The 13,897-nt window shown below is 59.8% G+C and carries 15 protein-coding genes; 4 read left to right on the top strand and 11 right to left on the bottom strand.

Annotated elements, in window-relative coordinates; all coding sequences use genetic code 11:
* Window positions 1-3 precede the first annotated feature (3 nt).
* The 4 genes from lspA to murJ form a co-directional block, all read right to left on the bottom strand.
* Window positions 4-513, bottom strand: coding sequence for a signal peptidase II (gene lspA, locus HX839_RS11250; RefSeq protein WP_003215877.1), 510 nt, complete (start codon window positions 511-513; stop codon window positions 4-6).
* Complete coding sequence (ileS, locus tag HX839_RS11245; RefSeq protein ID WP_087695246.1) at window positions 506-3,337, bottom strand: isoleucine--tRNA ligase; 2,832 nt, start codon at window positions 3,335-3,337, stop codon at window positions 506-508. The genes lspA and ileS overlap by 8 nt, the downstream gene beginning before the upstream one ends.
* A 13-nt stretch (window positions 3,338-3,350) precedes the next feature.
* Entirely contained in the window at window positions 3,351-4,289 is a 939-nt protein-coding gene (gene ribF / locus HX839_RS11240) for a bifunctional riboflavin kinase/FAD synthetase (RefSeq protein WP_003215874.1), read from the bottom strand.
* Window positions 4,290-4,407: 118 nt separating this feature from the next.
* Window positions 4,408-5,946, bottom strand: coding sequence for a murein biosynthesis integral membrane protein MurJ (gene murJ, locus HX839_RS11235; RefSeq protein WP_008432837.1), 1,539 nt, complete (start codon window positions 5,944-5,946; stop codon window positions 4,408-4,410).
* A gap of 254 nt (window positions 5,947-6,200) precedes the next feature.
* Between murJ and rpsT the strand changes: the two genes are divergently transcribed.
* Window positions 6,201-6,479 (top strand): 30S ribosomal protein S20, encoded by a 279-nt coding sequence (gene rpsT, locus HX839_RS11230; RefSeq protein ID WP_003215870.1) that lies wholly within the window; start codon window positions 6,201-6,203, stop codon window positions 6,477-6,479.
* A gap of 100 nt (window positions 6,480-6,579) precedes the next feature.
* Here rpsT and HX839_RS11225 read toward each other — a convergent pair whose 3' ends face one another.
* From HX839_RS11225 to rplU, 5 genes are all read right to left on the bottom strand, one after another.
* Complete coding sequence (locus tag HX839_RS11225; protein WP_008432835.1) at window positions 6,580-7,044, bottom strand: CreA family protein; 465 nt, start codon at window positions 7,042-7,044, stop codon at window positions 6,580-6,582.
* 18 nt (window positions 7,045-7,062) lie between these two features.
* Entirely contained in the window at window positions 7,063-8,181 is a 1,119-nt protein-coding gene (gene proB / locus HX839_RS11220) for a glutamate 5-kinase (RefSeq protein WP_003215866.1), read from the bottom strand.
* 123 nt (window positions 8,182-8,304) lie between these two features.
* Complete coding sequence (cgtA, locus tag HX839_RS11215; RefSeq protein ID WP_003215864.1) at window positions 8,305-9,528, bottom strand: Obg family GTPase CgtA; 1,224 nt, start codon at window positions 9,526-9,528, stop codon at window positions 8,305-8,307.
* A gap of 193 nt (window positions 9,529-9,721) precedes the next feature.
* The gene (gene rpmA / locus HX839_RS11210; RefSeq protein WP_003215862.1) at window positions 9,722-9,997 is read right to left on the bottom strand and encodes a 50S ribosomal protein L27; all 276 of its coding nucleotides are present in this window, start codon (window positions 9,995-9,997) and stop codon (window positions 9,722-9,724) included.
* Between the two features lie 34 nt (window positions 9,998-10,031).
* A complete protein-coding gene (rplU, locus tag HX839_RS11205; RefSeq protein ID WP_003176051.1) occupies window positions 10,032-10,346 on the bottom strand; it encodes a 50S ribosomal protein L21 in 315 nt (104 codons plus the stop codon).
* Between the two features lie 239 nt (window positions 10,347-10,585).
* On the opposite strand from rplU, the gene HX839_RS11200 reads away from it, so the two are divergent.
* The 3 genes from HX839_RS11200 to HX839_RS11190 all read left to right on the top strand — a co-directional run bounded on the left by HX839_RS11200 (window position 10,586) and on the right by HX839_RS11190 (window position 12,539).
* The gene (locus tag HX839_RS11200) at window positions 10,586-11,554 is read left to right on the top strand and encodes a polyprenyl synthetase family protein (protein ID WP_003215860.1); all 969 of its coding nucleotides are present in this window, start codon (window positions 10,586-10,588) and stop codon (window positions 11,552-11,554) included.
* Between the two features lie 188 nt (window positions 11,555-11,742).
* Window positions 11,743-12,084, top strand: coding sequence for a zinc ribbon domain-containing protein YjdM (locus HX839_RS11195; RefSeq protein WP_003215858.1), 342 nt, complete (start codon window positions 11,743-11,745; stop codon window positions 12,082-12,084).
* A gap of 197 nt (window positions 12,085-12,281) precedes the next feature.
* On the top strand, window positions 12,282-12,539 hold the full coding sequence (locus HX839_RS11190) for a hypothetical protein (RefSeq protein ID WP_003215856.1): 258 nt from the start codon (window positions 12,282-12,284) through the stop codon (window positions 12,537-12,539).
* A 54-nt stretch (window positions 12,540-12,593) separates the two neighbouring features.
* Here the strand turns inward: HX839_RS11190 and HX839_RS11185 are convergent, their stop codons facing one another.
* A complete protein-coding gene (locus HX839_RS11185) occupies window positions 12,594-13,211 on the bottom strand; it encodes an FKBP-type peptidyl-prolyl cis-trans isomerase (protein WP_003215854.1) in 618 nt (205 codons plus the stop codon).
* A 113-nt stretch (window positions 13,212-13,324) separates the two neighbouring features.
* Complete coding sequence (locus HX839_RS11180) at window positions 13,325-13,813, bottom strand: TIGR00645 family protein (RefSeq protein WP_003215853.1); 489 nt, start codon at window positions 13,811-13,813, stop codon at window positions 13,325-13,327.
* Between the last annotated feature and the right edge of the window lie 84 nt (window positions 13,814-13,897).

Genomic DNA, 13,897 nt, shown 5'->3' with positions numbered 1-13,897 from the left:
TGTTCAGTCATGAACGGTCTCTCCGGTTTTCTTGCTTTTGAACATATCCAACGCCAGCATGATTGCACCGACGGTGATGGCGCTGTCGGCAAAGTTGAACGCCGGGAAGTACCAGCGGTTCTGCCAATGCACCAGAATAAAGTCGATCACATGGCCCAGGGCAATGCGGTCGTAGAGGTTGCCCAATGCGCCACCCAGCACCAGCGCCAACGCAACGGCCAGCCAGGTGTCGTTACGCCCCAGGCGCTTGAGCCAGACTACCAGCACGGCACTGACCACCACGGCGATCAGGGCAAACAGCCAGCGCTGCCAGCCGGAGCTGTCAGCCAGGAAGCTGAACGCAGCGCCGGTGTTGTAGGCCAGGGTCCAGCTGAAGTAGTCGGGAATCACCACGATCTGCTGGTACATCTCCAGGGCGCCTTCGAAGTGAGCCTTGCTGAGCTGGTCAATGACCAGCACCAGCACGCTCAACACGAGCAAGCCCAGGCGTCCAAAACGACTGGCTTCAGGCATAGTGACGAACCTCGCCAGCGCCAGAGATGTTGTCGACACAGCGACCGCAGATTTCCGGATGCTCAGGGTTCACGCCGACATCTTCACGGCAGTGCCAGCAACGGGCGCACTTGGCGAAGGAGGACTTGACCACCTTGAGCTTGAGACCCGGGACTTCGGTCGCGACGGCATCTGCAGGCGCCTGGGCAAACGGCGCCAGGCTGGCGGTCGAGGTGATCAGGACGAAGCGCAGTTCGTTGCTCAGCTTGGCCAGGTCAGCGGTCAGGCCTTCCTCGGCAAACAGCGTGACCTCGGCCTGCAGGTTACCGCCAACGGCCTTCGCCGCGCGCTGCACTTCCAGCTCCTTGTTCACGGCAACCTTGACGGCCATTACGCCTTCCCAGTACTCGCGGCCCAGCTCGAAGTCGGCCGGCAATTCGGTCAGGCCTTCGTACCAGGTGTTGAGCATCACGGACTCGTTCCGCTCGCCCGGCAGGTATTCCCACAGTTCGTCGGCGGTGAATGCCAGGATCGGGGCGATCCAGCGCACCAGCGCTTCAGAGATGTGGTACAGCGCGGTCTGCGCCGAACGGCGGGCCTTGCTGTTGGCGCCGGTGGTGTACTGGCGGTCCTTGATGATGTCGAGGTAGAAACCACCCAGCTCCTGTACGCAGAAGTTGTGGATCTTCGAGTAGACGTTCCAGAAGCGGTATTCGCCGTAGTGCTCTTGCAGCTCGCGCTGCAGCAACAGGGTACGGTCCACGGCCCAACGGTCCAGGGCGAGCATTTCCTCGGCCGGCAGGATGTCGGTGGCCGGGTTGAAACCGGTCAGGTTCGACAGCATGAAGCGTGCGGTATTACGGATCCGGCGGTAGGCATCGGCGCTGCGCTGCAGGATCTGCTCGGAAACGGCCATCTCGCCCGAGTAATCGGTAGAGGCAACCCACAGGCGCATGATGTCGGCGCCCAGGGTGTCGTTGACCTTTTGCGGCGCGATCACGTTGCCCAGGGACTTGGACATCTTGCGACCGTTCTCGTCGACGGTGAAACCGTGGGTCAGCAGCTCGCGGTACGGGGCGTGATCGTCGATCGCGCAACCGGTCAGCAACGAGGAGTGGAACCAGCCACGGTGTTGGTCCGAACCTTCCAGGTACAGGTCGGCACGCGGGCCGGTCTCGTGGCCCATCGGGTGCGAGCCGCGCAGTACGTGCCAGTGGGTGGTACCCGAGTCGAACCAGACGTCGAGGGTGTCGCTGATCTTGTCGTACAGCGGCGCTTCGTCGCCCAGCAACTCGGCGGCGTCCAGCTTGAACCAGGCTTCGATGCCCTCTTGTTCAACGCGCTGGGCAACCTCTTCCATCAGCTCGACGGTACGTGGGTGCAACTCGCCGCTTTCCTTGTTCAGGAAGAACGGAATCGGCACGCCCCAGTTGCGCTGGCGGGAGATGCACCAGTCCGGACGGTTGGCGATCATCGAGTGCAGGCGCGCCTGGCCCCAGGCCGGAACGAACTTGGTGTCTTCGATCGCCTTGATCGCACGCTTGCGCAGGGTTTCGCCGCGGGTAGGCTCTTTGTCCATGCCGATAAACCACTGCGCAGTGGCGCGGTAGATCAGCGGGGTCTTGTGACGCCAGCAGTGCATGTAGCTGTGGGTGATGGTTTCGGTGTGCAGCAGCGCACCGACTTCCGCCAGCTTGTCGACGATCGCCGGGTTGGCCTTGAAGATGAACTGGCCACCGAAGAATTCCAGGGACGGCACGTACACGCCGTTGCTTTGCACGGGATTGATGATGTCGTCGTTGACCAGGCCGTACTGCTTGCAGATCACGAAGTCGTCTACGCCATAGGCAGGCGAGCAGTGAACCACGCCGGTGCCGGCGCCCAGTTCAACGTACTCGGCCAGGTAGATTGGCGACAGGCGGTCGTAGAACGGGTGACGGAAGTTGATCAGTTCCAGCGCGGACCCGGTAGTGGTCGCGATCACCGAGCCTTGCAGGTTGTAGCGGGCCAGGCACGCCTCCACCAGCTCTTCAGCCAGCACCAGCAGTTTGTCACCGACGTCCACCAGGGCGTAGGTGAATTCCGGGTGCACGTTCAGCGCCTGGTTGGCCGGGATGGTCCACGGGGTGGTGGTCCAGATCACGATGGAGGCTGGCTTGGCCAGGCTCGCCAGGCCGAAGGCTTGCGCCAGTTTGGCTTCGTCGGCGATCGGGAAGGCCACGTCGATGGTCGAGGACTTCTTGTCTTCGTACTCGACTTCGGCTTCAGCCAGGGCCGAGCCGCAATCGAAGCACCAGTTCACGGGCTTGAGGCCCTTGAACACGAAACCGCCCTTGACGATTTCGGCCAAGGCGCGGATTTCACCGGCCTCGTTCTTGAAGTTCATGGTCTTGTACGGGTTGGCCCAGTCGCCCAACACACCCAGGCGGATGAATTCGGACTTCTGCCCTTCGATCTGCTCGGTGGCGTAGGCACGGCACAGTTCGCGGGTTTTATCCGCGCCCAGGTTCTTGCCGTAGGTCACTTCGACCTTGTGTTCGATCGGCAGGCCGTGGCAGTCCCAGCCCGGGACATAAGGCGCGTCGAAACCCGAAAGGGTTTTCGAGCGGATGATCATGTCCTTGAGAATCTTGTTCAGCGCATGACCGATGTGAATCGTGCCGTTGGCATAAGGAGGGCCGTCGTGCAGGACGAATTTCGGACGATCCTTGCCAATCTCGCGCAACTTTCCGTACAGGCCAATACTGTCCCAGCGCTGCAGGATCTGCGGTTCGCGCTGTGGCAGGCCGGCCTTCATTGGGAAGGCGGTGTCCGGAAGGTTTAGCGTGGCTTTATAGTCGGTCATTTAAGGCTCTTCATTAGCGATGGGCGCTAGGTGCGGCTAGTGCACGGGCGGCGGCGACATCCGCATTGATCGCCGTTTTCAACGCCTCCAGGGAGGCGAAACGCTGCTCTTCACGCAGCTTTTGGTGGAAAGCCACCGTCAAACGCCGGTCATACAAATCACCGGCAAAATCCAAAAGGTGAACTTCCAGGTGGGCTTTGCCATCACCTGCAACCGTGGGCCTGACGCCTATGTTGGCGACTCCGGGCCACGATTGGCCGTCGATGTCGACACTCACCAGGTAAACCCCGGTCAGTGGCACACGACGGCGCTTGAGCTGCACGTTGGCGGTTGGCGTACCCAGTTGGCGCGCCAGCTTCTGGCCGTGCAGCACCCGCCCGGCAATCCGGAACGGGCGACCGAGCAAACGCTCGGCCAAGGCGAAGTCGGCAGCGGCCAGGGCGTTACGCACCTGGGTACTGCTCACGCGCAGGCCGTCCAGTTCGACGGTTTGCGCGGCTTCGACGGTAAAACCCTGGGTGACGCCGGCCTGCTGCAGGAAATCGAAATCCCCTACCCGGTCGCAACCGAAACGGAAGTCGTCGCCGACCTCCAGATGCTGCACGCCGAGGCCGTCCACCAGGATACGGTCGACGAACTCGGCGGCGCTGAGGCTGCGCAAGCGCTGGTTGAAAGCCAGGCAGAGGACGCGGTCCACACCTTCTTCAGCCAGCAGTTGCAGCTTGTCCCGCAGGCGGGCCAGACGCGCCGGCGCCGTCTGCGGGGTAAAGAATTCGCGCGGCTGTGGTTCAAAAATCACCACGCAGCTGGGCACGCCCAACTCAACCGCACGCTCACGCAGGCGGGCCAGGATAGCCTGGTGGCCACGGTGAACACCGTCAAAGTTGCCAATAGTGGCGACGCAGCCCCGATGCTGGGGGCGCAGGTTGTGGAGACCTCGAACCAGCTGCATAACGCGCTTCTTGCTCATAAAGTGGTCGATTATAACCACACCCGGCCCCGGACGACAGGCAACAGCGCAGGCCATTTGCGCGAATCGATAAAACAACCGTCTTATCGACGAAAAGTCTCTAGCTCAGCGACTTGCGATTGAAATCCCGCAAGCGGAAGCCCATCAGCAGCAACATGCCGAAGTACACCAGCACACCAGCCGCCACCAACGCTCCCAGGCGCATGAAGCGCTCGAGCATATGGCCCTGCTCCCAGGCCGGCATGAAGTGCATCAGGCCCAGCAGTACCGCGGCCATCGTCCCCACCGCCACCACCAACTTGAGCGCAAACGAGCCCCAGCCCGCCTGAGGCTGGAACATTTTCTGTTTACGCAGCTGATAAAACAGCAGCCCGGCGTTGATGCAGGCCCCCACACTGATCGCCAGCGCCAGCCCGGCATGCTTCAGCGGACCGATGAACGCCAGGTTAAGCAGCTGGGTAACCACCAGGGTGAAGATCGCGATCTTTACCGGGGTACGGATGTTTTGTTGAGCATAAAAGCCGGGAGCCAGCACCTTGATCACGATAATGCCCAGCAGCCCAACGGAATAGGCGATCAGCGCACGCTGGGTCATCGAGGCGTCAAACGCAGTGAACTGGCCGTACTGGAACAGCGCGACCGTCAGTGGCTCGGCGAGCAACCCCAGGGCCACGGCACACGGCAGCACCAGCACGAAGCACAGGCGCAGGCCCCAGTCGAGAATCCGCGAATATTCGTGGCGGTCTTTGCTGGCATAGGTACGCGACAGCGTTGGCAGCAGGATGGTGCCGAGTGCCACGCCGAGCACGCCGGACGGCAATTCCATCAGACGGTCGGCGTAGTACATCCACGACACCGAACCCGAGACTAGCAGCGAGGCGAAGGCGGTGTTGATGATCAGGGAAATCTGGCTGACGGAAACCCCGAGGATGGCCGGCAGCATGTTGCGCATCACCCGCCAGACGCCGGTGTCCTTGAGATTCAAACGCGGCAGCACGAGCATGCCGATTTTCTTCAGGTGCGGCAGCTGGTACAGCAGTTGTGCCAGGCCACCAGCCAGGACCGCCCAGCCGAGGGCCATCACAGGCGGATCGAAATACGGTGTCAGGAACAGCGCAAAAATAATCATGCTGACGTTAAGCAGGGTCGGCACGAAGGCCGGCACCGAGAAACGGTTCCAGGTATTGAGGATCGCCCCGGCCAGGGACGACAGGGAAATCAGCAATATATAAGGAAAGGTCACCCGCAACAGATCAGTGGTCAGGGCGAATTTTTCCGGTGTATTGGCAAAACCGGGGGCCGTGGCCCAGATCACCCAGGGCGCGGCGAGCATCCCGGCGATCGTCACCAGCGTCAGCACCAACGTCAGCAAACCCGAAACATAGGCAATGAAGGTGCGGGTCGCCTCCTCGCCTTGCTGGGCCTTGTACTCCGCCAGAATCGGCACGAATGCCTGGGAAAAAGCCCCCTCGGCGAAGATCCGCCGCAGCAGGTTGGGCAGTTTAAAGGCAATGAAGAAGGCATCCGTGGCCATGCTGGCGCCAAAAATACGTGCCAGCAGCGTGTCACGCACAAACCCCAGAACCCGGGAAATCATAGTGATAGAGCTGACAGCGGCCAACGATTTGAGCAGATTCATTGAAAGAGTTTTTGCCTATAGATAAAGAGCAGGCGAACAAACGGCCCACATATGCGATACTCCGCGCCTGCAACAAGCACAGAGCCAAAGCTCGCGAGTTTACAGGTCAAGCGCCGGAAATAAATCACCCGCCTCTTAAGATCGACCACTCAGCAGTTCGCATCACACGCCCTTGACAAGACTTCAACTCATCGGCATGATTCGCGGCCTATTTTGTTTGCTATTTCCTAAAAAGTCTTTCGAGGAGCTCGACGGTGGCCAACACACCTTCCGCCAAAAAACGTGCAAAACAGGCTGAGAAGCGTCGCAGCCACAACGCCAGCCTGCGTTCCATGGTTCGTACCTACATCAAGAATGTAGTTAAAGCCATTGACGCAAAAGACGCTGAAAAAGCTCAAGCTGCTTACGTTCTGGCTGTGCCAGTTATCGACCGTATGGCCGATAAAGGCATCATCCACAAGAACAAAGCTGCTCGCCATAAAGGTCGTCTGAATGGCCACATCAAGGCTCTGAACCTTGCTGCTGCAGCCTAAGCGATAAGCTTGTTAAAAAACCGACCCCAGGGTCGGTTTTTTATTGCCTGCGATTTGGGAAAGCCAAAAAAAGAGCCGGCATGCCGGCTCTGCTTCAGATTTATTGCGCTGTGGGCCACGGCAGGATCGGAATCGCCGTCACCGCATTCTGCGGGCTGCCTTCGATCAAGCGGTCGCTGTAGACCAGATACACCAGGGTATTGCGCTTCTTGTCGAGGAAACGCACCACCTGCATGGTCTTGAAGACCAGGGACGTGCGCTCCTTGAACACCTCATCCCCATCCTTCAGCTCGCCCTTGAAGCGAATCGCACCTACCTGGCGACAGGCAATCGACGCCTCGGCGCGATCCTCCGCCAGACCCAACCCACCCTTTACCCCGCCCGTCTTGGCGCGAGACAGGTAGCAGGTCACGCCATCCACCTTCGGGTCATCAAAGGCCTCGACCACGATCCGGTCATTGGGGCCGACAAACTTGAACACCGTCGACACCTGGCCAATCTCTTCGGCCGACGCCAGCAACGGCATCGCCAGCAGCAAACCGAGCAATCCCTTCATTACGCGCATCGAGAATTCCTTTTTTACTTAAACCAGAATCAGGTTATCCCGGTGAACCAGCTCCGGCTCAGCCATGTAACCCAACAGACCGACAATCGCCTCAGACGACTGCCCGATGATTTTCTGCGCCTCAAGGGCGCTGTAGTTGGCAAGGCCACGGGCAATCTCACGACCGTCCGGCGCCACGCACACCACCATTTCGCCACGGCGGAAGCTGCCCTGGACCAGTTTTACACCCACCGGCAGCAAGCTTTTGTTGCCTTGGGACAACGCTGAAACCGCACCAGCATCCAACACCAGGGTACCGCGCGTCTGAAGATGCCCCGCCAGCCACTGCTTGCGCGCCGCCAGCATGCCACGCTCAGGCGACAGCAGCGTACCGATGCGCTCGCCCGCCTTGAGACGATCCAGCACCCGCTCAATCCGACCGCCAACGATGATGGTATGCGCGCCGGAACGCGCCGCCAGCCGTGCCGCACGCAGCTTGGTCTGCATGCCACCACGCCCCAGGGCACCGCCGACACTGCCAGCCACCGCATCCAGCGCCGGATCATCGGCACGCGCCTCATAAATCAGCTGGGCCTCAGGGTTATTGCGCGGGTCAGCGTCGAACATGCCGTCGCGATCCGTGAGGATCACCAGCAAATCAGCCTCAACCAGGTTGGCCACCAGCGCTGCCAGGGTGTCGTTGTCACCGAAGCGAATCTCGTCGGTCACCACGGTGTCATTCTCGTTGATCACCGGGATCACCTTGAGTTCAACCAGGGCGCGCAGGGTGCTGCGGGCATTCAGGTAGCGCTTGCGGTCGGACAAGTCGTCATGGGTCAGCAGAATCTGCGCCGTGTGGCGCCCGTGCTCGGCAAAGCTGGACTCCCAGGCCTGTACCAGGCCCATCTGACCAATCGCGGCGGCAGCCTGCAGCTCATGCATCGCGCTGGGTCGCGCGGTCCAGCCGAGGCGGCTCATGCCGGCGGCAACCGCCCCGGACGACACCAACACCAACTCGACGCCGGCCTCATGCAAGGCCACCATCTGGTCCACCCAGACACTCATGGCCGCACGATCCAGCCCCTTGCCATCCGCCGTCAGCAGCGCGCTACCGATCTTAACGACCCAACGCTGCGCACCTGTCACCTTGCTCCGCATCATCTTCAACCTTAGATAGAGGGCCGCGCGACCCAGCGCCGCCCATAACGTTATTCGTGACTACCGATTTCCAGATACCAAAACGCCGCTCGATTGAGCGGCGCTTAAGTTTACTGCAACGAATCAGTCGCGCACGTAAATGATTTCCGGACCATCTTCATCATCCACGTCTTCCTCGTCCCAATCATCGTCACCGATATCATGGACCGACTTGACGCCACTGCGACGCAGGGCACGCTGATCATCCAGCGCCTGCAACTGGGCACGAGCCTCGTCTTCGATGCGCTGATCCAGTTCAGCCAGCTCGGCCTTGTAGACAGGGTCGGCGGCCAGGCGATCGGCACGGTCTTCGAGGTAACGCATGATGTCGCGAGTCAGGCGCTCAGTGCCTTCTTTGGCAATGGCCGAGATCACGTAGACCGGACCGGTCCATTCCAGGCGATCAACGATCTCCTTGACGCGCTCTTCGTGCTCTTCCTCGAGGATCTGGTCGCACTTGTTCAGCACCAACCAGCGATCACGCTCAGCCAGGGACGGGCTGAACTTGGTCAGCTCGCTGACGATCACTTCAGCAGCGTCCGGTGCACTGGTGTCATCCAGCGGCGCCATGTCGACGAGGTGCAGCAGCAAACGGGTGCGGGACAAGTGCTTGAGGAAACGGATCCCCAGGCCTGCGCCGTCGGAAGCGCCTTCGATCAGGCCCGGAATGTCCGCAACCACGAAGCTTTTCCAGCGGTCGACGCTGACCACACCCAGGTTCGGCACCAGGGTAGTGAACGGGTAATCGGCGACTTTCGGCTTGGCAGCAGACACCGAGCGAATGAACGTACTTTTGCCGGCGTTCGGCAAGCCCAGCAGGCCCACATCAGCCAGTACCTTCATTTCCAGCTTCAGGTCACGCTGCTCGCCTGGCTTGCCCGGCGTGGTCTGGCGTGGCGCACGGTTGGTACTGGACTTGAAACGGGTGTTGCCCAGACCGTGCCAGCCGCCATGAGCCACCAGCAGGCGCTGACCGGCTTTGGTCAGGTCACCAATGACTTCCTGGGTTGCGGAGTCGATCACGGTGGTGCCGACCGGAACCCGCAGCACCAACTCTTCGCCTTTTTTACCGGTGCAGTCAGTGCTGCCGCCGTTGGAGCCACGCTCGGCATCAAAGTGCCGGGTGTAACGGTAGTCCACCAGGGTGTTGAGGTTTTCGTCGGCGATCATGTAGACCGAGCCGCCATCACCACCATCACCACCGTTAGGACCACCGTTTTCGATGAATTTTTCCCGACGGAAACTCATGCAACCGTTACCGCCGTCGCCAGCTTTTACTCGGATCGAAACTTCATCAACGAACTTCATAACAAAACGCCTCTCGTCGCACGGACGAGCTTAAGAAACCAAGACATAAGACTCTTGCAAAAATGAGCGCAGCGACCTCAAGCAACGACCGCAAATCCACTGCTTTCGCCCATCACAAACAGCTTTGCAAGAGACTCACCCCACAAACGAAAAAGCCCCGTCGCGAGACAGGGCTTTTCCAGCAACTACGTAATTATGCCGCGACGACTTCAGTCTTCGGGACAATGCTCACGTAACGGCGGTTGAAAGCGCCTTTTACTTCAAACTTGATCACGCCGTCGATTTTAGCGAACAGAGTGTGATCTTTACCCATGCCAACACCGTAACCGGCGTGGAATTGGGTGCCGCGCTGACGCACGATGATGTTGCCCGGAATGATAACCTGGCCGCCATACATCTTCACGCCAAGGCGTTTGGCTTCTGAGTCGCGACCGTTACGGGTACTACCACCAGCTTTTTTGTGTGCCATGAGTCAATTCTCCTAGTGAGGAATTAGGCTGAAATTAAGCCTGAATACCGGTGATTTTGATCTCGGTGTACCACTGGCGGTGGCCCATACGCTTCATGTGGTGCTTACGACGACGGAACTTGATGATGCGGACTTTATCGTGACGACCTTGGGAGATCACTTCAGCCACAACGGTAGCGCCTGCAACAACTGGAGCGCCGATGTTCACGTCATCGCCATTGGCGACCAACAGAACGCGATCAAAAGTAACGGATTCGCCAGTAGCGATTTCCAGCTTCTCGATCTTCAGGTATTCACCTGGGGCGACCTTGTATTGCTTGCCACCAGTAACAATTACTGCGTACGACATGGTATTTCTCCGATAATCCTGCTCACCCAGCGCTTTATAAGAAGAGGTATTGGCTGGCATGGCTGCATGGGATGGACGTCCCGAATGCAATTGCGTAAGGCAGGTGCTGCCCAGGAAGTTCAGGGTGCGCGATTGTACGCAAGCTATGGAGGGGTTGCAAGTAGCCGTCTATCGCGCCTTGACACTACGGGACGTGGGTCCTAGCATGCCGCGCAACCCTTCTGGAGCGACTGTCGCTGATGCAACCCCAAGCTTTCTACCGCGCGGTGGCGGACGATTTTAGCGCCGTCGACGGCATCATCAAGAAGCAGCTGACTTCTAAAGTGCCGCTGGTCTCCAAAATTGGCGACTACATTACGTCGGCCGGCGGTAAACGCCTGCGTCCTTTATTAGTGTTGCTGTGTGGCAAGGCCCTGGGCCGCGAAGGCGATGACCTGCGCCTGCTGGCCGCGACCATCGAGTTCCTGCACACCGCCACCCTGCTGCACGACGACGTGGTCGACATGTCCGGCATGCGCCGTGGTCGCGAGACGGCCAACGCGATGTGGGGCAACGCGCCGAGCGTGCTGGTGGGCGACTTCCTGTACTCGCGCTCGTTCGAAATGATGGTCGAGCTGGGCTCGATGCCGGTGATGAAGATTCTTTCACAGGCCACGCGCATCATCGCCGAAGGCGAAGTGTTGCAGCTGTCGAAGGTTCGCGACGCCAGCACCACCGAAGAAACCTACATGGAAGTGATTCGCGGCAAAACCGCGATGCTCTTCGAAGCCTCGACCCACAGCGCCGCCGCCCTGTGCGAAGCGACGCCCGAGCAGAGCGAAGCCCTGCGCACGTTCGGCGATCACCTGGGCGTGGCCTTCCAGCTCGTGGACGACCTGCTGGACTATCGCGGCGACGCCGAAACCCTGGGCAAGAACGTCGGTGACGACCTGGCCGAGGGCAAGCCGACCTTGCCACTGATCTACACCATGCGCGAAGGCACGCCGGAACAGGCCGCCCTGGTGCGCAAGGCGATCCAGAAAGGCGGGATCGAAGACCTGGAAAGCATCCGCGAAGCCGTGGAAGCCTCGGGTTCCCTCGAATACACCGCGCAACTGGCCCGTGACTACGTGGCTCGCGCGATCCAATGCCTGGAAGCCCTTCCAGCCAGCGAATACCGGGACGCCCTGGTTGAGCTGAGTGAGTTCGCGGTCGCCCGTACTCACTGATTCTGCTCTGCTCCATGCAGGAGCTGGCTTGCCTGCGATTGCATCACCGCGGTGTAACAGACAAACCGAGGTGCCTGCATCGCAGGCAAGCCAGCTCCCACAGCGTTCTCTGGCGTTGCTGCCCCCTGCCCGGCTAAAACCCTATACAATGTGCGCTTTTTAGCCATCCTGAAACCAAAGGAGCTTTAGTGAGCACGTTGCCACCCTGCCCGAAATGCAATTCCGAATACACCTACGAAGATGGCGCCCAGCTGATTTGCCCGGAATGCGCCCATGAGTGGGCCGTCGGCGGCGAAGCCGAGGCGGCCAGCGATGAATCCGTGAAGAAAGACTCTGTGGGCAACGTCCTGCAGGACGGCGACACCATCACCGTGATCAAGGACCTCAAGGTCAAGGGCACGTCCCTGGTGGTCAAGGTCGGCACCAAGGTCAAGAACATCCGCCTGTGCGATGGCGACCACGATATCGACTGCAAAATCGACGGTATCGGCCCGATGAAACTCAAGTCCGAGTTCGTCCGCAAGGTCTGAATATGCTGCCTCCATCCCGTGCCCTGCACGGGATGGCGCTTCACCCTCCCCGCGTCACTTCCGCACTGGCGGCAAAAGGCCAGGCCTTTTGATCAAAAACAATATCCACACAGAAAAGTCCGGAAATGGCCAATAGGGACTTGCTATTCTACGAATAAGAATTATTCTCATTGAAACCCATCAAGGAGATACTTCCCATGACTTATTTGATCGATGCCTGGCTGGACCGTCCACACCCTTACTTGCGAATCCTCCATCGGGAAACCGGGGAAGTCTGCGCGGTGCTGGAAGAAGAGGCGTTAAGCGAACTGCAGGATCAGGGCGACCTGGACGTCAATGGCCTGAGTTCCAGTGAGCCCGGGGTGCTGAAGGAAGTGGTGAGAAATCTGTTTCTGTTCTGCTATGCCCGAGCGTTGCGCCCGGTGACGGATCTCAATGGCAAGTTTCATCCATGAGCAACCGCGCAAAACACTGCAGGAGCGAGCAGGCTCGCTCCTGCAGGTAAGGTCTTACAGAACGTCGAGCAGCTCGACGTCAAACACCAGAACGCTGTGCGGCGGGATGCTGCCAACGCCTTGAGCGCCGTAAGCCAGTTCGCTCGGCACGTACAGGCGCCATTTGCTGCCGGCATTCATCAGTTGCAGCGCTTCGGTCCAGCCGGCGATCACGCCGCCAACCGGGAATTCCGCAGGCTGGCCGCGCTCGTAGGAGCTGTCGAACACAGTGCCGTCGATCAGGGTGCCGTGGTAGTGAGTACGCACCTGGTCTTCACGGGTCGGCTTGGCGCCGCTACCTGCAGTCAGCACTTCAAATTGCAGGCCGGAAGCCAGGGTGGTGATGCCGTCACGCTTGGCGTTTTCAGCCAGGAAAGCCAGGCCTTCGCCAGCAGCAGCTTCAGCCTTTGCAGCGGCTTCGGCTTGCATGATTTCGCGGATGACCTTGAAGCTGGCGGCCATTTGCTCCTGGTCCACACGGCTAGGCTTGCCGGCAAAAGCGTCGGTCAGGCCAGCCAGGATCGCGTCCAGGCTCACGCCCGGTGGCGGGTTGTCGCGCAGCTGGTCGCCCAACTGACGGCCAATGCCGTAGCTCACGCGGGTTTCGTCGGTGGACAGATTAACTTCGGACATGGAAAGGCTCCGCTGTAGGACGACACAGGTGCCGTCCAAACTAAAAGGGCGAGCAGACTAGCACACAAGCCACGCCCTTGATGAGCCCCGCGCAGGAGAGCGCCAGGGGCAGATTAATGCTTGGTAACCTTGTCCAGGTAGCCCATGGCAAACGCCGACACCACGAAGGTCATGTGAATGATCACGTACCATTTCAGGTGCTCGGGATCGACGTTCTTGGCGTCCATGAACACCCGCAGCAGATGGATCGACGAAATCGCCACGATGGACGCCGCGACCTTCATCTTCAGCGACGAGGAGTCCATGGTCCCCAGCCAGTTGAGCTTCTCCTTGCTTTCGTCGATGTCCAGCTGGGAGACGAAGTTCTCGTAGCCGCTGATCATCACCATCACCAGCAGGCCGCCCACCAGGGCCATGTCGATCAACGACAGCAGCACCAGGATCACATCCGACTCGCTCATGGTGAACACGATGGGAATCACATGAAACACTTCCTGGAAGAACTTCAGGCCCAGCGCCAGCAGCCCCAGGGACAGCCCGAAATAGATCGGCGCCAACAGCCAGCGTGAGGCATACATTGCATTTTCGATAAAGCGTTCCATTGAATCTCACACAGCTTGGCTAAAAATGGCGGCGAGTATACCAGCCGCACCCAAACCCCAGAAACCGTCGAGAAAACTGATCTG

Source organism: Pseudomonas sp. I8001 (assembly GCF_013385345.1).
Lineage (GTDB): Bacteria > Pseudomonadota > Gammaproteobacteria > Pseudomonadales > Pseudomonadaceae > Aquipseudomonas.
The sequence above is the reverse complement of the archived record's forward strand: the minus strand, read 5'-3'. Positions and strand labels throughout refer to the sequence as shown.